This window comes from Rhodococcus sp. NPDC058532 (assembly GCF_042719255.1).
Lineage (GTDB): Bacteria > Actinomycetota > Actinomycetes > Mycobacteriales > Mycobacteriaceae > Rhodococcus_G.
Window position 1 is genome coordinate 1 of the sequence record NZ_JBHXNU010000023.1, and the last position, 19,311, is coordinate 19,311.

At 71.6% G+C, this 19,311-nt stretch carries 14 protein-coding genes; 9 read left to right on the forward strand and 5 right to left on the reverse strand.

All coding sequences use genetic code 11. The features are described from left to right. Positions 1-121: 121 nt before the first annotated feature. Positions 122-1,264, reverse strand: coding sequence for an acyl-CoA dehydrogenase family protein (locus ACFWQG_RS20100; protein WP_378509417.1), 1,143 nt, complete (start codon positions 1,262-1,264; stop codon positions 122-124). 57 nt (positions 1,265-1,321) lie between these two features. On the opposite strand from ACFWQG_RS20100, the gene ACFWQG_RS20105 reads away from it, so the two are divergent. The 4 genes from ACFWQG_RS20105 (at position 1,322) to ACFWQG_RS20120 (ending at position 5,481) form a co-directional block, all read left to right on the forward strand. Further along, on the forward strand, positions 1,322-1,897 hold the full coding sequence (locus ACFWQG_RS20105; protein ID WP_378509418.1) for a TetR/AcrR family transcriptional regulator: 576 nt from the start codon (positions 1,322-1,324) through the stop codon (positions 1,895-1,897). A 176-nt stretch (positions 1,898-2,073) separates the two neighbouring features. Then, a complete protein-coding gene (locus tag ACFWQG_RS20110; protein WP_378509419.1) occupies positions 2,074-3,783 on the forward strand; it encodes an Ig-like domain-containing protein in 1,710 nt (569 codons plus the stop codon). Positions 3,784-3,901: 118 nt separating this feature from the next. Further along, positions 3,902-4,840, forward strand: coding sequence for an Ig-like domain-containing protein (locus ACFWQG_RS20115; protein ID WP_378509420.1), 939 nt, complete (start codon positions 3,902-3,904; stop codon positions 4,838-4,840). A 77-nt stretch (positions 4,841-4,917) separates the two neighbouring features. Further along, complete coding sequence (locus tag ACFWQG_RS20120; protein WP_378509421.1) at positions 4,918-5,481, forward strand: NADPH-dependent FMN reductase; 564 nt, start codon at positions 4,918-4,920, stop codon at positions 5,479-5,481. Here the strand turns inward: ACFWQG_RS20120 and eccE are convergent, their stop codons facing one another. Continuing rightward, entirely contained in the window at positions 5,482-7,071 is a 1,590-nt protein-coding gene (gene eccE, locus ACFWQG_RS20125) for a type VII secretion protein EccE (protein ID WP_378509422.1), read from the reverse strand. It abuts the gene before it with no gap. A 138-nt stretch (positions 7,072-7,209) separates the two neighbouring features. Between eccE and eccB the strand changes: the two genes are divergently transcribed. Further along, entirely contained in the window at positions 7,210-8,655 is a 1,446-nt protein-coding gene (eccB, locus tag ACFWQG_RS20130; RefSeq protein ID WP_378509423.1) for a type VII secretion protein EccB, read from the forward strand. Here the strand turns inward: eccB and mycP are convergent. Continuing rightward, positions 8,628-9,980, reverse strand: a complete 1,353-nt coding sequence (gene mycP / locus ACFWQG_RS20135) for a type VII secretion-associated serine protease mycosin (protein WP_378509424.1) — start codon at positions 9,978-9,980, stop codon at positions 8,628-8,630. The genes eccB and mycP overlap by 28 nt on opposite strands. Beyond that, positions 9,980-11,410: a type VII secretion integral membrane protein EccD gene (eccD, locus tag ACFWQG_RS20140; protein ID WP_378509425.1), complete on the reverse strand. Its 1,431-nt coding sequence runs from the start codon at positions 11,408-11,410 to the stop codon at positions 9,980-9,982. Before eccD ends, mycP begins: the two co-directional genes overlap by 1 nt. 208 nt (positions 11,411-11,618) lie before the next feature. Between eccD and eccCa the strand changes: the two genes are divergently transcribed. The 4 genes from eccCa (at position 11,619) to ACFWQG_RS20160 (ending at position 17,685) form a co-directional block, all read left to right on the forward strand. Continuing rightward, positions 11,619-15,590 carry a type VII secretion protein EccCa gene (gene eccCa, locus ACFWQG_RS20145; RefSeq protein WP_378509426.1) on the forward strand — a complete coding sequence of 1,324 codons (3,972 nt, stop codon included), beginning with the start codon at positions 11,619-11,621 and terminating at the stop codon, positions 15,588-15,590. Continuing rightward, a complete protein-coding gene (locus tag ACFWQG_RS20150) occupies positions 15,572-16,894 on the forward strand; it encodes a type VII secretion-associated protein (protein ID WP_378509427.1) in 1,323 nt (440 codons plus the stop codon). Before eccCa ends, ACFWQG_RS20150 begins: the two co-directional genes overlap by 19 nt. Before the next feature lie 145 nt (positions 16,895-17,039). Next, the gene (locus ACFWQG_RS20155; RefSeq protein ID WP_378509428.1) at positions 17,040-17,354 is read left to right on the forward strand and encodes a WXG100 family type VII secretion target; all 315 of its coding nucleotides are present in this window, start codon (positions 17,040-17,042) and stop codon (positions 17,352-17,354) included. Positions 17,355-17,394: 40 nt separating this feature from the next. Beyond that, entirely contained in the window at positions 17,395-17,685 is a 291-nt protein-coding gene (locus tag ACFWQG_RS20160; RefSeq protein ID WP_378509429.1) for a WXG100 family type VII secretion target, read from the forward strand. A 76-nt stretch (positions 17,686-17,761) separates the two neighbouring features. Here ACFWQG_RS20160 and ACFWQG_RS20165 read toward each other — a convergent pair whose 3' ends face one another. Continuing rightward, positions 17,762-18,910 carry an alkaline phosphatase family protein gene (locus ACFWQG_RS20165; protein ID WP_378509430.1) on the reverse strand — a complete coding sequence of 383 codons (1,149 nt, stop codon included), beginning with the start codon at positions 18,908-18,910 and terminating at the stop codon, positions 17,762-17,764. Between the last annotated feature and the right edge of the window lie 401 nt (positions 18,911-19,311).

Below are 19,311 nucleotides of genomic sequence, written 5' to 3' on the forward strand. Positions count from 1 at the left end.
CCCCGAGTCGTTGATCGCGTTGGCGATGCTCAGTCTCGGGGGTGACCCGCCTCGGTTGCCGACTCTGGTGGACCCACGGATGCGTCAGTAGAGCCGAAAATCACGCACAGTTGTGGTGCGGTCAGCTGGCCAGGGATCGGGCGATGACCAGGCGCTGAATCTGGTTGGTGCCCTCGAAGATCTGGGTGATCTTCGCCTCCCGCATGTACCGCTCCACCGGGAAGTCCTGCGTGTAGCCGTAGCCGCCGAACACCTGGACGGCGTCGGTGGTCACCTTCATCGCGGCGTCGGTGGCGACGAGCTTCGCCACCGACGCGTTGCGCGAGTAGGGCAGGCCGGCGTCGCGCCTGCGGGCGGCGTCGAGGTAGGTGGCGCGGGCCGAGTCGACGGCGGCGGCCATGTCCGCGAGCACGAAGCCGAGCCCCTGATGATCGATGATTCGTTTGCCGAACGCCTTGCGCTCCTTGGCGTAGGCGACGGCGTCGTCGAGCGCGCCCTGCGCCAGACCGACCGCGACCGCGGCGATGCCGAGCCGGCCGGAGTCCAGCGCGCTGAATGCGATCGGCAGGCCCAGCCCCGGTGTGCCGATCATCCGTTCGGCCGGGACGAACGCGTCGTCGTAGTGTGCGGACGTGGTCGGGACCGCCCGCAGGCCCATCTTCTCCTCCGGCTTGCCGAAGCTCAGGCCCTCGGTGTCCTTGGGGACCAGGAAGCAGGAGATGCCGCGTGACCCCTCGTCGCTGGTGCGGGCGAACAGGGTGTAGAAGTCGGCCTTGCCGCCGTTGGTGATCCACGCCTTCGACCCATTGATCTTGTATCCGCCGTCGACCTCGGTGGCCTTGCAGGTGAGCGCGGCCGCGTCGGATCCCGCCTGCGGCTCGGACAGGCTGTAGGCGCCGATGGTGTTGCCGCTGAGCATCTCCGGCAGCCACCGCGACTTCTGATCCTCGGTGCCGTGGGTGGCCAACGCGTAGCAGGACAGGCTGTGCACGCTGGTCGCGACCGCGACCGCCGCCCACCGCGCGGCCAGCTCCTCAAGCACCTGCAGGTACACCTCGTACGGCTGGTCGCCGCCGCCGAACTCCTCCGGGTAGGGCAGGCTCAGCAGCCCGGCGGCACCCAGCGCGGGGAAGGCGCCGTCCGGGAAGGTCTCGGTCTTCTCGCACTCGTTGACGCGCGGGGCGAGGACCTTGTCGGCGACGTCGCGGGTGAGGTCGATCAGGTCGTGCGCTTCCTGGGTGGGGAGCAGGCGGTCGACGGGCACGGTGGTCTCCTTCGCAAGAATCGGTACTGAGCACGATACTCCAGTACAGTTATTGGTATGGCAACCCAGGTTCGCGGCGCGGCCCGCCGCGCGCAGCTCCTCGACGAGCTGGTCGCGCTCCTACTCGCCGAGGGGTTCGCGCACCTGACCCTCGACGAGATCGCGACCCGGCTCCGTTGCTCGAAGTCCACCCTCTACTCCCTCGCGGCAAGCAAGGAACAGCTGGTGCGGACGGCGACCGTGCACTTCTTCAAGGCCGCGACGGAGCGGGTGGAGCGCGCACTCGATGGCGAGGCGGGCGCCAACGACCGGATTCGGGCGTACCTCGAGGCGGTCGGTGCGCAGCTGCGCCCGGCGTCGGCGCGGTTCATGGCGGACCTGGCCGCGAGCGAGGTCGCCCGCGCGGTGTACGAACGCAATACCGCCATCGCCGCGCGCCGCGTGCAGGACCTCATCACCGAGGGGGTCGCCGCGGGGGAGTACCGGGACGCGCACGCCGCCTTCGTCGCGGACGTGACGACGGCGACGATGGTCCGAATTCAACGCCGGCAGGTCGCGGACGCCACCGGCCTGGACGACGCGCAGGCGTACCAGGAACTCGCTTCTCTCGTGACCAACGGCTTATTGAGATAGCGATGCCCTTCGTTCTATGGGCACGCTGACCTGGGGAAACATTCCTGGACAGATGTCCTAGACATTCTTCGGAATGGGTCACGGTACGGCTACAAGCTGGTTAAGATGACCAGGAATTCGCGCTTGCTCACGACAACCGTCGCCGGCCGGCGCGTCCCAACTCCTGGAGGAAAAGTATGTCGCGTTCACAAGCGCGTCGGGGGGTCGCCGCGGTCGGTGTGGCGGCGATGGTGCCGCTGGGGCTGATGATTGTCGGAGGCGGCGCAGCCAACGCGGCGCCGGCATCGGTGGACTGGTGGGACGGGAACAGTCACTTCACCCGCACGATCAGCAACGCCATGCCCGCGGTCGGTGAGGTCGTCACGACCTCGACGAAGTTCGAGCGGAAGGCGTGGACCAGCAGCGAGATCCTGCACGAGGTCAAGGACGTGCACCCGACGTGCCTGACCTACGTCGAGGGCTCGGCGAAGGTCGACGGCAAGGCACAGGGCCTCGACAGCAAGGGCGCAGATTTTGCGAAGGTCAAGGGGTCCTGGACGGTCTACCCGAACATCGAGCCCAAGTCGCACACCTTCGAGTTCTCCTACACCGTTGGCGCGGACTGTGCTCGTGGCGCGGCGCTGCCGACGTCGATGCACTACTCCGGCGGACTCGGGTCCGGGACCTACAACGACAAGGGTCCGGCGATCACCGTCGCGAAGAACGCGTCCACCACCACCCTCGCCGCGGTCACCGACGCCAAGGTCGGGAAGTCGTCGCAGCTGACCGCAACCGTCACCGGCGGCGCAGCGGGCAACCCGGTCGAGTTCTACGACGGCGCCACCAAGATCGGTGCGGGCCCGCTGGCCGGGAACTCGGTGTCGATCGCGTGGACCCCGACGACCGCAGGCGACCACGGCATCACCGCGAAGTTCCTCGCCACCGGTTCCGCGAACGAGTCGACCTCCGCGGCGCAGACCGTCACCGTCGCCGAAGCGGATGTCGAGACGACCACCGCGCTGGCGGTGCCCGCGTCGGCGGTGACCGGTGCTGCGGTGGAGTTGACGGCGACGGTGAGCCCGGCTCCGGCGGGTGGCACGGTGCAGTTCAAGGATGGTGACGCCAATATTGGTGGGCCGGTTGCGGTGTCGGGTGGTGTTGCGACGCTGTCGCACGCGTTCGATGCGGCGGGTGGCAGGTCGATCACCGCGGTGTACTCGGGTGCCGGTGGGTTCCTGACGTCCACGTCGGCTGCGGCGTCGATCACGGTGACCGATCCGGCGCCGGTGGACGTCGAGACCACAGTCCTTGCCGCTGCCCCGACGACCGCGAAGGTCGGTGCGGCAGTGGACCTCTCGGCCACCGTGACGCCGACGACCGCGCAGGGCACCGTCCAGTTCAAGGACGGTGACACCGCCATCGGTGCGCCGGTCGCGATCATCGACGGCGCCGCATCGCTCTCGCACACCTTCGACGCGTCCGGCACGAAGTCGATCACCGCGGTGTTCGTCGGCGGACCGGGCTACCTGAACTCCACGTCGCAGCCGGTCACGGTCACGGTGTCCGAGCCGCTGCCGACGGATGTCGAGACCGCCACCACGCTGGTCGTCCCGGCCGCCGCGACCGTTGGCCAGACCGTCACGCTCACCGCTCAGGTCGCCCCGGCGGCGGCGGGCGGCACGGTGCAGTTCAAGGACGGCGACCGGGCGATCGGCCTGCCCGCCCCCATCGTCGACGGCAAGGCGACGCTGTCCTACTCGTTCCCGACGGCGGGAGCCAAGAACATCACCGCCGTGTACTCCGGCGGAACCGGCTTCACCCCGTCCACCTCGGCGGCGGGTGTCGTGACGGTGTCCGCTGCCCCGGCCCAGGGCGGCGGCTCGCTGGAGAACATCTTCGGGTCCTGATCCGTCGACGGTGGCCCGCCCGGCACCCACCGGGCGGGCCACCGTCAACGCCGGACCGCGCCCTGGGGCCGATCAGGTCCCACCGAACACCGATCCATCAGCAGTACAGGAGAACAGCATGTTCCGACCGATGATGCGCCGAGGAGCCGCCGCCCTCGGCGTCGCCGCCCTCGCGACCCTGGGCCTCGGGATCGGGGGTGGCACCGCCTCGGCGGCTACCACCGCGACCGAGACCGTCGACAATGTGAAGGTGACCAAGAGTGTCACCCCGGGCGCCGTTGACCGCGGCGCCACGGTGACCTACCGGTCGGTCCTCGAGGTGACCGGCGGCGCGGACCGCTACCTGACGAAGTTCACCGACGTGCACCCCGCGGGCTTCGAATACGTGCCGGGCAGCGCGAAGCTCACCTCCTCGACGCTGACCGCAGGCCCGTCGACGACCACGATCACCCCGGCCGTCGACGCGGCGAAGAACACGGTGACCGTCTCCGGCAGTTGGCTGCTCGCCGACCGGCTGGTCGCGAAGAACAAGGACGTCATCGTCGAACTGACCTACCGGGTGCCCGCGACCGCGGTGGTCGGCGTCGTCGACAGCGGACTGGCCTTCGACATCGGTGGCTGGAACAGCAGCCAGGTCTTCAACCCGATCGGGGTGCGGGTCGACGTCAACGCGCCCGACGTCGCCACCGCCACCGTGCTGACCGCCCCCGCCGCCGCGACCGTCGGCGGTGCGGTGACGCTCGCCGCGACGGTGAACCCGGCCCCGTCCGGCGGCACCGTGCAGTTCGCGGACAACGGCACCCCGATCGGCGCGCCGGTCCCGGTGTCGTCCGGGACGGCGCAGTTGCCGCACACCTTCGACACCGCGGGGGCGCATGCGATCACCGCGATCTACTCCGGTGCAGCCGAGTTCGTCGGCTCCGAGGCCGCCGCGGTGACCGTGCGGGTCACCTCCGCGCCGGTCGGCGGCGGTGACGGCGACAGCGGCGGCGAGGACGGCGGCACCGGCAGCGCCGGTTCGGGCAGCCTGGCATCGCTGGTGCCGTTCGGTTCCTGACCTCACCCGGCCCCGGACGTGGCCCCTCGACCGGACGGTCGGGGGGCCGCACTCGTTGCGGCGTGGTTCGATGAGCCGTGCCCACCCAACCGATCCGACTCGAGATCCTCCTCGGCAGCGTGCGCGAGGGCCGCTTCGGTCCCGTGGTCGCCGACTGGTTCCTCCGCCGAGCCGGGCAGCACCCGGCGTTCGACGCGGTCCTGCTCGATCTCGCCGACACCCCGCTGCCGCTCGATCACGCGGGCACCCCGGACGTCGAACGGTTCCGGCGTCGGGTTGCGGCGGCGGACGCGTTCGTGATGGTCACCCCGGAGTACAACCACGGCTATCCGGCGGCGCTGAAGAACGCGATCGACACCGCGAAGGAGGAGTGGCGCGCTAAACCGGTCGGGTTCGTCTCCTACGGCGGGCTGTCCGGTGGGCTGCGCGCCACCGAACAGTTGCGGTTGGTCACCGCCGAGGTGCACATGATCTCGGTCCGTCAGACCGTCAGCTTCCACCGGGCCCGCAAGCGGTTCGACGCGGACGGGGAGACGTCCGACGGCGCCGCGATCGACGGCGCGGATCGGATGCTCGACCAGCTCGCCTGGTGGGCGGCCGCGGCGCGGGATGCGCGCGCCGAACGACCGTATCCGGCCTAGTCACCGCGCCGGCAGCGGATCCCCCGCAGGCCGGGGGCTGCCGAGCAGTGCCGTCTCGGCCGGTATCGTCACCAGCGTCAGATCGTATCGGGTTCCGTTGGCCCACAAGATGACCCGGTTGTCGTGCCCGCCAACCCGGACGAGCGAGACCGGGGTGCCGCCGACCGGTACCGGATCCGGGTGGACGCGGATCGCCGTCACCCCGCGCGGCAGCGGGTCGGGGCCGACGCCGTCCAGCACCACCGCCGTTGCCCAGGGTGGGACCGGGGTGTCGGGGGCGGCGAGCAGCAACCGGTCCGGGTCCGCGACGGCGCCGACCAGCTGCCGCCACAGCTGCGGCTGCTCGGTGTGCACCACGATCCGCGCTCCGGTGGCGACCGCCCGCAGCACGACCTGACGCGCCAGGTAGGGATCCCCGGCGACGGTGACGACGTCGATGTCGGGCCCGACGACGCGCACCGTGACGCCGCGCCCGTCCGCGTCGGAGCCGATCAGCTGACCGCATCCGCCGGCGGCGACCGGCACCGCGTCCAGGAACGCGAGGTCCACGGTCGCGAACGGGGTCAGCGCGTCCAGTGCGTCGGGCGCGCCGGGAAGGTGGGAACGGAGGGCCTCGACGTCCCGGCCGACGGTCGGCGTCAGCTCGGGGCGGCACCCGCCAGCGGGCGCCGCACCCGTCGTCGACCGGCACGATGCCGCGAACCGGAACTCGTTGCGTGCCCGGCCCGGACGCAGGCGGATCGTCACCGTCGTGGACAGCGCGGCGGTGGCCCAGATCGTCGACAACAGTGCGGCATTCACTTCTCGCGGAGCGATCGCATAACCCGTGCTGCAGCCGGACGGTACCGCGGCGTACCGCCACGACCGGCGCTGCTCGTCCGGCTCGCCCGCGATCACCGACCGGGCGGCGGCGATCTCCGGTGCCGTCAGGATCCGGCCCCGGACACCGGCGACGTCCAGCGCCCGCACGATCCGCTGCGCTGCGATCGACACCACCCGCCCGACACCGTCGTTGCCACCGCCGCGCCGCGCCACCGCGGCGGACTCGGTGCCCGCGTCGAACCGCACCACCACCCAGACCGTCCGCTGCGCGACCGCCGCGAGTGGGCCGAGCAGGTCGTCGTAGCAGGCTGCCGTCGACGCCGTAGTGTCGCTGCGCCGTCCGTGCGCGATGACGTCGATACCGGACAGTGAAATATCGTGCTGGGTGAGGGATTTCGCAAGCATGTGGAGCGGAAGCAGCTGGTCGTGATCGGCGGTGTCTCGGGTCAGTCGGGTCACCGCGCCCGGTTCCGGTTGCACCTCGATCACCGCTGCAACCATCCCGGCCGCCCGGCACAGCCCGACCGTCGCGCCGTCCGCGGCGTCCACATCGGTGAACGCGGAGGTGTCGGCGCCGGGGCCGGTGCGGTACCGGACCGCGGTCCACCCCCAGTCCAGCAGGGTGCGGCCCCGCATCGGACACAGGCAGAGTGTCGCCACCGCGACTGCGGTCAGCGCAGCCTGCCACCACGCCATGCCGGCGACGGACCCGACGATCCCGACGGCCAGCGCCGCGACCTGCGCCGACACGACGGTACCGACGGGCACGGACGTCCGGCGACGCGCACCCACCCTGCGCCAACGAATCACGATCATCCCCCTGCCCCGTTTGGACGTCCCCCACGCCACGGTTCCCGCGGACTGTACTCTGTGCCCCCGTAGTGCGCGCCAAGTGGGGGAGGGAACATGGCAGCACAGCCGACGACTCGATGGCAGGTCAGCGGATACCGGTTTCTGGTCCGGCGGATGGAACATGCCCTGGTGCGCAGGGACGTGCGGATGCTGCACGATCCGATGCGCAGCCAGTCGCGGGCCCTCGCGGTGGGCGCCCTGCTCGCCGTGATCGGGGTGGCCGGATGCGCGGCGCTGGCCCTCATTCGCCCGCAGGACAAGATCGGTGACGCCCGGATCGTGGTTGGAAAGGATTCCGGCGCAATGTTCGTCGATCTCTACGGCACCCTGCATCCGGTCCTGAACCTGGCCTCCGCACGGCTGATCGTCGGCGCCGCCGACGCCCCGGTTTCGGTGCAGGAGTCCGAGTTGGGAGCGCGCCCGCGCGGTCCGCTGCTCGGCATCCCCGGCGCGCCGTCGGCGTTGTCGCAGGGCGATCCGGGCGGGTGGACGGTGTGCGACTCGATCGCCGGCGGGGCCCGCGCCGTGACCACCGCCGTCATTGCGGGCGGCCCGGACCTCCCCGGCGGGGTGCGGGAGCTCGCCGGGGAGGAGGCGCTGCTGGTGCAGGGCACCGCAGGCACCTACCTGGTACACGAGGGCGCCCGCAGTCGCGTCGACCTCGGCGACGCCGCGGTTACCCTCGCCTTCGACCTGGACGGTCAGGTGCCCCGACCGGTCAGCGCCGGCCTGCTCGCCGCGATCCCGGAGGCGCCCGCGCTGGCCCCGCCGGTCATCCGTGATGCTGGGACGCAGCCGTCGTACCCGTTCGGGGGCAACCCGATCGGCTCGGTCGTGCAGGTGCAGGATGCCAAGGAGACCCGCTACTACGTGGTCCTCGCCGACGGGTTGCAGCGGATCGGCCGGGCCACCGCGGACCTAATCCGGTACGCCGACTCGCAGGGCGCGACCGGGATGGCGACGGTCACCCCGGACGCGGTGGCGGGACCACCGCGCTCCACGGCGCTGGCGGTGGAGACGTTCCCGGACACCGCGCCGCGGATCGTCGACGACGCGAACGACCCGGTCGGCTGCCTATCCTGGCGACCGGTGCCGGGGGACGGGGGAGTACGGGCCACCGTCGCGGTCGCCGCGGGAACAACCTTGCCGCTGCCAGCCGATGCGCGTCCGGTGACCCTGGCGCAGCGCGACGGAATCGGGGACAACGCGGACCTGTTCTTCGTTCGACCCGGGGCCGGCGCGTTCGTGCAGGCGACCGGTGCCGCGCCATCCAGTGAACGGCAGGGAGCACTGTTCTTCGTCGCCGACACGGGGGTGCGGTACGGCATCGAAAATGCAGACACGGCAACGCTCTTGGGCTTCGATAGGGATCCGGTGACCGCCCCGTGGCCGATCCTGTCGCTGTTGGCGCCGGGCCCCGCCCTCGGCAGGGAGGCCGCCCTCCTCGCACACGATGGTGTCGCGCCGGACGCTCAGCCGATGGATGTGTCTGCGCGCTGAAACCGGCGACGCAACGGAAACGAGGCGAGCACACCGAGCGCCAGTAGGACGGCGACGACCCCCGCCCCGACCATCGCGACCGTGCGTGGCCGGGTGTCGGGCGGTGGTGCCGCGGCCGGAGCCGGCACCGTCACCGACCGCGGCGACGTCACCGGCTCCCGGTCCGGCGCGGTGACCGCGGCCACCGGATCGACGACGCCGTGCCCGACGTACGGATCCCACCCGGCGGCCGGGGCGTGTGCGGTCCGCTCGATTCGCGCGATCACCTGTGCCGCGGTGAGTTCCGGGAACCGCGCACGGACCAGCGCCGCCGTGCCCGCGACGTACGGCGCGGCAAAACTGGTGCCCTCGATGGGACCGCCGTTCACCGCGTCGGTGAGGCCGGCATCCCGAGGTCGCCGCGGGTCGAGCGAGGTGATGCCGGTGCCGGGGGCGGCGACATCCACCCACGGGCCGGGCAGGGTGAACTCCGACGGGGCGCCGTCCGGGTCCACCGACCCGACCGCGAGCACCCGGTCGTCGTACCAGGCGGGTGTGGCGACGGTGGTGACCTGCGCCCAGGGGTCCGCGTTCGGCCTAGCCGGATCCGGTGCCGGGTTCGACTGCCTGCACGCGTCCAGATTTCCCGCCGCCGCGACGATCACCGCATCCCGGATCCGGGCCGCGTAGTCGATTGCCGCGCCGAGCGCCCGATGATCGCCGAAACCCGGTGGTACGCAGGCGACCTCGGAGATGTTGATGACCGTCGCGCCGAGGTCCGCCGCCCGACGGACCGCCGATGCCAGGGTGGTCAGATTGCCGACGCCGCGCGCATTGCGTCCGTCGGCGTCGGCGGCACCGACCTGCCGGTAGATGTTGCTCGACTGCCGGATGGTCAGGATCCGAGCATCCGGCGCGACACCAGCAAACCCGGTGGCGTCCGACCGTCTTGCCGCGATCAGGCCCGCGACGAGGGTGCCGTGCGCGTCGCAGTCGGCGGTGCCGTCGCCGGTCGACACGAAGTCCCCGCCGGGCATCAACCCGGGCAGCCGGGGATGGCGCTCGACGCCGGTGTCGATCACCGCGACCAGCTGGCCGCGTCCGGTGCTCAACGGCCACACCGATTCCAGGTCGAGGGCCCGCTGCGGTGCGGGGACCAGCGCCGGGTCGGATCCCGGGGTGGTGGCGGGGCACGGGTCGCGCAGCTCCGACTGCACAGGCGGCAGGTCACCGGGCGGCAGGCCGCCGGGATCGATCGTGGGTGGCGCGACCGCCGCCGCGCTGCCGGATCCCACGAACGGGACGGCCATCGCGGCGATCAGCACGACGGCCCGCAGGACGCCCATCACAGGCCGCGCATCGCCGCGAACAGGCCGCCAACCCAGCAGGCGAGGGGCAGGATCGCCGCGATCGCCGCGTAGTCGAGCAGTTCCACCGCGCGGCGCTGCACCGGCGAGAAGTCGTGTCGTGGCGCGAGGACGCCGAACGCGAGGGCGACCCCGACCCCGAGGGCCGCGACGGCAAACACAATCGGCGCCAGTGCCGGGTCGGTGACCGCCGCGCCGGTCAGCAGCAGAAGCAGGATCGCGGTGCCGGACCCGATGAGCGTGCCCGCCTGGGCGAGGCTCGCGTACGTTCGCCCGCGCAGCATCAGGACCACCGCCGCCACCACGGCCAGAGTTACTCCCGGCCAGGCGATTCCGCCCGATCCGAACGCGGCCGCGGCCGTCAGGGCCGCGGCGACGGTGGTGACGCCCGCCGCGGCAACCAGCCCGGTGAGCAGGCGCCGGGCCCGGGTCGCCCGTGCCTCGAGCCCGACGAACGACGGCAGGGGACCGGCGTCCGGGAGCTCCTCGGTGTCGAGGGGGGATCCGGGCGACGGCACCGGGGGCAGCGGGAGCTTCGCGAGCAGCATCGACAGGCGCGGCGCGGCGGCGAGCAGGACCAGCGCGCCCGCCGTGACGGCGGCCCCGATCGCCGTCGGCGGCAGCGCCGTCAGGACCGCGACCGTTGCTGCGGCCGCCGCGGCGGTGGCCACAGCCGTCGTCGCGACCGCGATCGGTGCTCCCGTCCCGCTCGCCCGCGCGGCAAGGACCGCGACCGCACCGCAGGTGACGGCGCCGAGGAGCAGGCTCGGTGCGCCCGGCACCCCGGGCACCACCAGCGCGCCAGCGGCGAACGACGGGGCCAGCGCCGCGCCCCACAGCGTGACCGCGCTGGCGTCGTCCCGGTAGACGCGGGCGACGACGGTGCCCGCGACGACCAGCAGCGCCGCCACCGCAGCAGCAAGCACCATGCCAACCAGTCCGTCGTCGCTGAACCGCGCGACCAGCAGGCCGACCGTACCGATCAACGTCAACGCCAGTGCCGCAACGGATCCGGTGACTCGGGCGGAGGTCGGCGTCCATCGGGGGAAGGTCTTGGATTCGATCGAGGCAACGCTGTGCATCAGGTCGTCGAACAGCGGCGCCGGTGCCCGCCGGTCCGCGGCCTGCAGCACCAGCAGTTCGCCGTCGCGCACCCCGAGGTCGCCCAGCGTGCCGGTCGGGTCCAGCGGGGAGTGCCCGAGCCGACCCAGCGTCCACTCCGTTGCCGTGACTCGGAGCTCGATCGCGTCCGGTGCGTCGCGGCGCAGGTCGATCATCGCGACGATCTCGGGGATCAGCAGCACCAGCGGTGCGCCCGCGGGCAGGGCGAGGTCCACCTGCACGTTGTCGGCCAGGACCGTCAGTCGACACAGATCCGCCCGGGATCCCCCACTCACAACATTCGTCACTTGCGTCCCCCCTCGCACACGGGTCCCCACCCGCGTGTCCCACAACGAAACTGCGCGCACTCTACGGCAGTCCGCGGACGCCATGGGGTCGCGGGTCACGCCGGGTGTGCGCTACTGTCCAACGCTCGAGGCGCGGTCCAGGGGAGAGGACGGCGCACACAGATGGTCGCCGAAGTCGGCGCGGCATCGACGCGAGGGGGGATCGCGCATGGTCACTGTCCGTTTCGTGCGCAAGGCACGAACCGAGGTGCCGCGCACCCCCGGCGGTGAGGTGAGCCTGCAGCCGCCCCCCGAGATTCCGAAGGTCGTCCCCGGCAACCTGCTGACCAAGATGCTGCCCGTCGTGATGGTCGTCGCGATGCTCGGCATGGTCGCCCTGATGTTCACCTCCGGCATGGCGTCGAACCCGATGTCGCTGCTGTTCCCGGTGATGATGGTGGTCTCGATGCTCGGGATGCTCGCCGGCGGGCGCGGTGCGGGCGCGCGGGCAGCGGAGGCCAACGAGGACCGCAAGGACTACCTGCGCTACCTCGACCAGCTTCGCCGCGACGTCTACGACACCGCCGAGCGTCAGCGGGCGGCCCTCGACTGGAGCCACCCCGAGCCGGAGCACCTGTGGACCCTGGCAGGCACCCATCGGATGTGGGAGCGCCGCATCACCGACCCCGACCACTGCCACGTCCGGGTCGGCCTTGGCAGTCAGCGGCTCGCGACGCGCCTGGTGGCCCCGGAAACCGGCCCCGTCGAGGACCTCGAGCCGGTCGCCGCCGTGTCGCTACGACGCTTCGTCCGCACCCACTCCGTCGTGCCCGAACTGCCGACCGCGGTCGCCTTGCGCGGCTTCGCTGCCATCGGTTTCGAGGGCGACCGCATCGCCACCCGGGCCCTGGTTCGGTCGATGTTGGTGCAGCTGTGCACCTTCCACGGACCGGACCAGGTGCAGGTCGTCGTGGTCTGCGGGCCCGACACCGCAGCGGAGTGGGAATGGGTCAAGTGGCTGCCACACGCGCAGCACCCGGACCGCCACGACGGTGCGGGCACCGGGCGGATGGTGTACGGCTCGCTCGCCGAACTGGACGACATGCTCGGCCCGCACCTGGCGACCCGGGCCCGGTACTCCCGGACGGCGCCCGCGACCGCCGGGGTGCCGCAGGTGGTCGTCGTGCTCGACGGTGGCATCGCCTCGGCGTCCGGCGTCCTCGACGACGGGCTGGACTCGGTGACGGTGTTCGACCTGGGCGGATACCGCCCGACGCTGTCCGCGACCCGCGGCATCCAGCTGGTGCTCGCCGGCGGTTCGCTCGGCGCGCGCAGCGGATCCGGTGTCGAGACCTTCGCCGTCGCGGACGGGATCAGCACCCACCAGGCGCAGACCGCTGCCCGCCGCCTGGCACCGTTCCGGCTCGCCACCCCGACCTCCGCCGACGGGGGCGACGAGTCCGGCGCTGCCGCCGACTGGCAACACCTGCTTGGCCTCCCGGACCTCGCGACCCTCGACCCCGCTCACGCCTGGCTGCCCCGCGCCCCGCGGGACCGGCTGCGCGTCCCGATCGGCGTCGCATCGGACGGCAGCCCCGTCGAGCTCGACCTCAAGGAGGCGGCCGAGAACGGGATGGGTCCACACGGGTTATGTATCGGCGCAACCGGTTCCGGGAAATCCGAGTTCCTCCGTACCCTCGTCCTCGGGCTGATCGCCACGCATTCCCCGGAGGCGTTGAACCTCGTTCTGGTCGACTTCAAGGGCGGCGCCACCTTCCTCGGCCTCGACGCCGTGCCGCACGTCGCCGCGGTGATCACCAACCTCGCCGACGAGCTCGCGATGGTGGACCGGATGCGGGATGCGCTGGCCGGGGAGATGACCCGCAGGCAGGAACTGCTCCGCGCCGCAGGCAACTTCGCGAACGTCACCGACTACGAGAAGGCGCGCGCGGCGGGCGCCGACCTGGCTCCGCTGCCCGCGCTGTTCATCGTCGTCGACGAGTTCTCCGAACTGCTCAGCCAGCAACCCGAGTTCGCGGATCTGTTCGTTGCGATCGGACGCCTCGGCCGTTCCCTGCACATCCATCTGCTGCTCGCCAGCCAGCGCCTCGACGAGGGCAGGCTGCGTGGCCTCGACTCCCACCTGTCGTACCGGATCGGTCTGAAGACCTTCTCCGCGAATGAGTCTCGCACCGTGCTCGGTGTCCCCGACGCCTACCACCTGCCGGGAACGCCCGGCGTCGGCTACCTCAAGTGCGACTCGGCGGAGATCGTCCGGTTCTCTACCGCATATGTGTCCGGGCCGTACCGCAGGCGATCCGCACGCCGCGGCGCCGGTGGATCCACGGTGCCCGCCGACCTGCGGCCGCGCCCGTTCAGCGCCGCGGCGGTCCTCGACGAGCAACCGCTCGGGCCGCCAGCGCCGGTCGACGAGCCGGACCCGGAGACCGACAGCGGACGTACCATCCTCGACGTGGTCGTGGACCAGGTCCGCGGGCGCGGTTTACCCGCCCACGAGGTGTGGCTTCCGCCGCTCGATGCCCCGCCGACCCTCGACACGCTGCTGCCGCCGCCCGTCGCGCGGGTGGCCGGGGAGGTGGCGCTGCGGGCGCCGATCGGAATCGTGGATCGCCCGTTCGATCAGCGCCGCGACCACCTCGTCGTCGACCTGTCCGGATCACGCGGCAACGTCGCCGTCGTCGGCGGTCCGCAGTCGGGCAAGTCGACCGCCCTGCGCACCCTGATCCTGTCGATGGCCCTGACCCACACCCCGCGCCAGGTGCAGTTCTACTGCCTGGACTTCGGTGGCGGCACCCTTGCCGGACTCGCCGCCCTGCCGCACGTCGGGTCGGTCGCCAACCGCCTCGACGTCGACCGGGTCCGCCGCACGGTCGCGGAGATGGCCGCCCTGGTCCGGGATCGGGAACGACGCTTCCGGGAACTGGGGATCGACTCGATGGCCGAGTTCCGCCGGATCCGCGCCGCATCCGCCCCGGCGGCCGCCGCTCTCGACGCCGACCCGTTCGGCGACGTCTTCCTCATCGTCGACGGCTGGCCCGGCATTCGGCAGGACTTCGAACCGTTGGAGGCGCAGATCGGTGCGCTTGCCGGGCAGGGACTCTCGTTCGGCGTCCACGTCGTCGTCACCGCATCTCGCTGGGCCGAGATCCGGCCCGCACTCAAGGACCAGCTGGGCACCCGCATCGAACTGCGCCTCGGCGACCCGTCCGACTCGGATGTTGGGCGGGTCAAGGCCGCCCGCGTGCCCGAGGGGCGGCCCGGTCGCGGAATGACCGCCGACGGGCTACACCTGCTGACCGCGCTGCCCCGCATCGACGGGCATTCCGGCTCCGCGGACCTCACTGCGGGCGTCGCCGACGCTGTTGCCCGGATCGCTGCGGGCACCGACGACCCGGCCGCTCCGGCGGTCCGGATGCTGCCGGAACGCTGCCCGCGCGAGGACGTCCTCGCCCGCATCCCGGATTGGCCCCCTGCCGGAGACGGACCGTGCCTGCGGGTCCCGATCGGCGTCGACGAGGCCGCCCTCGCCCCCGTCCACATGGATTTCGACGAACACGAGCACACCCTGGTGTTTGCGGACGGCGGAGCGGGCAAGACCACACTGCTCCGCGGGATCTGCGCGGGACTCGTCGAGTCGAACACTCCGCGGCAGGCGAAACTGATTCTCGCCGACTACCGCCGCACCATGCTCGGCGCGGTCGAGGGCGACCACCTCGCCGGCTATGCCGCCAACGCGCCGACCCTCACGACGATGATCACCGAACTCGCGGGAGTACTGGAGGCCCGGATGGCCGGCCCCGACCTGACACCGCAACAGATCCGGGACCGATCGTGGTGGAGCGGGCCCGAGATCTACGTGATCGTCGACGACTACGACCTGGTCGCCACGCAGGGCGGAAACCCGCTGCTGCCGCTGCTCGACTATCTCCCGCACGGCAAGGACGTCGGCCTGCATCTGATCGTCGCCCGCCGCTCCGGCGGCGCCGGACGCGCACTGTACGAACCGGTCATCGCCCGACTGCGCGACCTGGTCCCGACCGGGCTCGTGATGAGCGGCAGCCGCGACGAAGGCAACCTGATCGGCACCGCACGACCCACCGACATGCCGCCCGGGCGAGCAACTTTGGTGACCCGGGCGGGCACGGCGCCGATCCAGGTCGCGTGGCTGCCGCCGCTGTGACCGCGGATCGCGCGGCCGCGGTGACCGCCGTCCACCTCACCGACTCTACGATGTGGGTGCACCGGGGTGACCGGTCGGCGCACCGCCCGGCGGGGGTGCTCGTTGCCGACGGCGGGCTCGAGGTCGGCGTCGACCGCTCGATGGCGGTGGGGGACGACGCGTTCGAGTCGTCCCCGGCGCTGTTCGTCGACGACGACGTGCTCCTGCTCGGGGAGACCGCCGTGCCGATGCCGGAGGTGCTGGCCGCGGTGCTCGCGCACGGGATAGCGGCGGTCGGGGCCGCCGTTCCGGTCGACCTGCTGGTGCTGACCTGCCCGAGCAGCTGGGGGATCCGCAGGCGGCGCGTGCTGACCGCGGCGGGACGCGCGGTGGCCCGCGAGGTGCGGGTGATTGCCGTCGCCGACGCCGTGCGGCGCGTCGTCGGTGCCGAGGAACCGGGGATCGTGGTCGAGGTCGGGGAGCTGGGGTCCGCCGCGACGGTCGGCAGTGCCCACCTCGTCATCGACACGATCGGTTCCCGGGACCTCGTCGAGACAGACGACGCAGCACCGGAACTGGTGACGATGCTGCACGCTGCCTGGCCCGAGGTGCCCGCATGGGTGGCCGTCACGGGTGAGCCGCCCGCGGCCCGCCTCGCGGTGGAACTCCACCGGGGCTGGGACGGGCTGCCGAGGGCGGTGGAGGTGCGGGGTGCGGCGGTCGCGGCCGCCGCGCACGCGTGGGGTGTCGAACTGGCCGGTCCGCCGCGCCCGGACCGGGAACCGTCGCCGACGCGGCGGAGTCGCGCCCGCCCGTACGGGGTCGGCATCCTCCTCGTCGGGGTGCTCGCCGCGGGCGCCGCCTGGATCCTGCCCGGCGCCGCACCCGACCCGGTCCCCGCCGAGCCGCCGCGGATGGCGTCCGGCCGGGCGTCGATCACGGTGCCGGACGGCTGGGAGCAGCGCGCCACCGGCCGCGCCGATCGGATCGACCTCAGGCCAGCCGACGGGCACCCGGCCCGAATGCTGCTGGCACAGAAGGAACTCAACCCCGGCGCCGACCTTGACGCGGTGGCCCGTACCCTCGCCGGCCGGATCGCGGAACGTCCGGGGACCTTCGGCGAACTGGGCCGCGTCAACCTCGATTCCCGGGACGCCCTCGCGTACCGCGAGTTCCCGGAACCGGACTCGCAGGTGCGCTGGCACGTGTTCGTCATCGACGGACTTCAGGTCAGCCTCGGATGCCAGGCGTCGCCCGACCTCCTGGTCGACCTGGAACCGGCCTGCGACCGCGTCGGCCGTTCGGTCACCGTCGCACCACGCTGACCGCCACCGTTCGGGCGGCCCGAAACTCGTCGGGATCGGGCGGAACCGAACCCCGATGCCACTGCGTCCAAGAGGGTGTAGGCGCGGACCGACTGCAGCCCACCCGGGCCGACACCACGGACGCGACAGGAATCAGGAGGGGTGCATGAGCGGTCAGATGAGGACGACCACCGAAACCATGGAGGCCGCCGCGCGGCACGTGGGGGACGTCAACGGTGACATCCAGGGGTTACTGACCTCGCTGCAGGGCAGGCTCACGGCGGTCAACGGCGCGTGGGAGGGTGCGGCGAAACTGGCCTTCGACAACCTGATGGTGCGGTGGGACGACAGCGCGAAGCGGCTGAACGAGTCGCTGCTGGCGATCAGCGAGAACATCCGTGCCAACGGTGTTGCGTTCGCCGCGACGCAGGACGATCACGTCAGCGCGATTACCGGCGCAGGCGGCAGCCTCAATCTCTGACCTGCCCAACACGATCGAACGACTCGTCCAGGGGGACAACATGAGTGGGACCATGCGGTACGACTTCGGCGCCATCGACGGGGCCCGTGCGGACATCGCGGCCAGCAGTGCCAACATCAACGGCAAGCTCGCTGACCTCAAGAGCTTCCTCGCTCCGCTCGTCGCGGAGTGGGAGGGCTCGGCGGCCGAGGCCTACCAGGCCCAGCAGGCGAAGTGGGATGCCGCGGCCAACGACCTGAACCAGGTGCTCGAGGCGATCGGCCGCGCTGTCGGTGCGGGCAACGACGACATGAACGCAACCAACAACCGCGCGGCGGCCAGCTGGGCCTGACCCGTACCGCGTTCATGAGCGAGGACGTCCCCGGTGGAGGAGAGCCACCGGGGACGTCCTCGTCCCCGGACCCGGTTCAGGGCCGAAACACCAGCAGCGGGACGTGTAGTTCCGCGGAGGTGAGCGACCCGTGATGTCCGATCAGGATGGACTGCAACGGTTCCGCCCCGCGCCGGATCAGCGCACCGTCACCGGTCGCGACCGCGATCACGTCGCCGATCCGCTGCTCGGCCGCCGGGCTGACCGTCGGACCGAACCAGCCGCGTTCGATGACCTCCGCGCGGGAGTACACCGCGAATCCGTCGGCGAGACGGTCCCGCCAGCGGGTCAGCACGGCGTCCGCCGTGCCAGGCTCGGTGTACACGTGCCGGGCCCGCGGTTCACCGCCGATCTGCCGGACACCGTGTTGGAGGCTGGCGTCGCGATCGATGTCGATGGGGGAGCGGACCTGCACCATCCCGTGGTCGGCGGTGACGATCAGCGCGCCGTCCGACGGGAGTCGGGACGCGATCTGCCGGACCAGCAGATCGACCTGCCCGAGTTCCAGCGTCCACGCGGTCGACTCGGGGCCGCGCGCGTGCCCGGTGAGGTCGAGTTCCCCGTGATAGGCGTAGACGAGCGCGCGGTCACCGTCGAGCATCGCGGCAATCGCGGCGTCCGCGAGATCGCCCATCGAGAAGGTCGGGCGGAACTCGCCACCACGCAGCGCGGCGCGAGTCAACCCGGACGCCCCCTGATAGGCGGGGCCGACCCGAGCGACGGTGACGCCGCCCGCGGCCGCCCGCTCGAACGCGGTCGGGGTCGGCTGGAACTCCTCCGGGACGAGTTCACGCAGCAGATCCACCTTCGGCCCCTCACCGTGCAACCGCCACCTCAGCGGGTTCATCAGGCGGTCCTCGCCGGGCACCGCCATCAGGTAGCCGACGACCCCGTGCTCACCGGAGGGCAGACCGGTTCCGATAGAGGCGAGGCTCGCCGCGGTCGTGGTGGGGAATCCGGCGGTGAGCACGGGGATGGCGCCGGCGGAGGTGAGGAACGGCGCGTCCGCGGTGTGTTCGGCGAGCAGCTCGGCCCCCAGTCCGTCGATCACGAGGACGCAGACGCGATTGATGCCGGACAGGTCCAGGCCGATGCGGTTGACCTCGCCGGGGACACCGAGTTCGGCCAGAACCGATGGAACCAGATCGGACAGTGATTCCCGCCCATACTGCGGAGCAAGCAACATGACCCAAGGCTAGCGGCGGGCCGATGCGCCGTCTCGCCGTGAACCGCGCGAGTTTGGCAGCTGTGACCAGGCGATTTGCGGACTGCCGATCAGTCACGTAACTTTTGTCGAGTCAGAGCGACACGGACACCGACCCGGACCGAGAGGTTCGGGACACGAGGTTGGACGAAGGCGCCTGGCCAATCCAGAGGTTCTCGACAGGTGATACTGTCGGTCCTCGATCGCCTTTCCGATGGCGGGTTGCCCGATTTTGGTCGGGTCGCCGCGATGGGTTAGGTTGGAACAGTTGCCCCGGAGAGACCCACGTGGTGGGTGTTGATGGTGTGTGCGTGTTCTTTGAGAACTCAACAGTGTGCCGATGAATGTCAGTGCCAATTTTTTGGTACTCCGCCCCATCATTT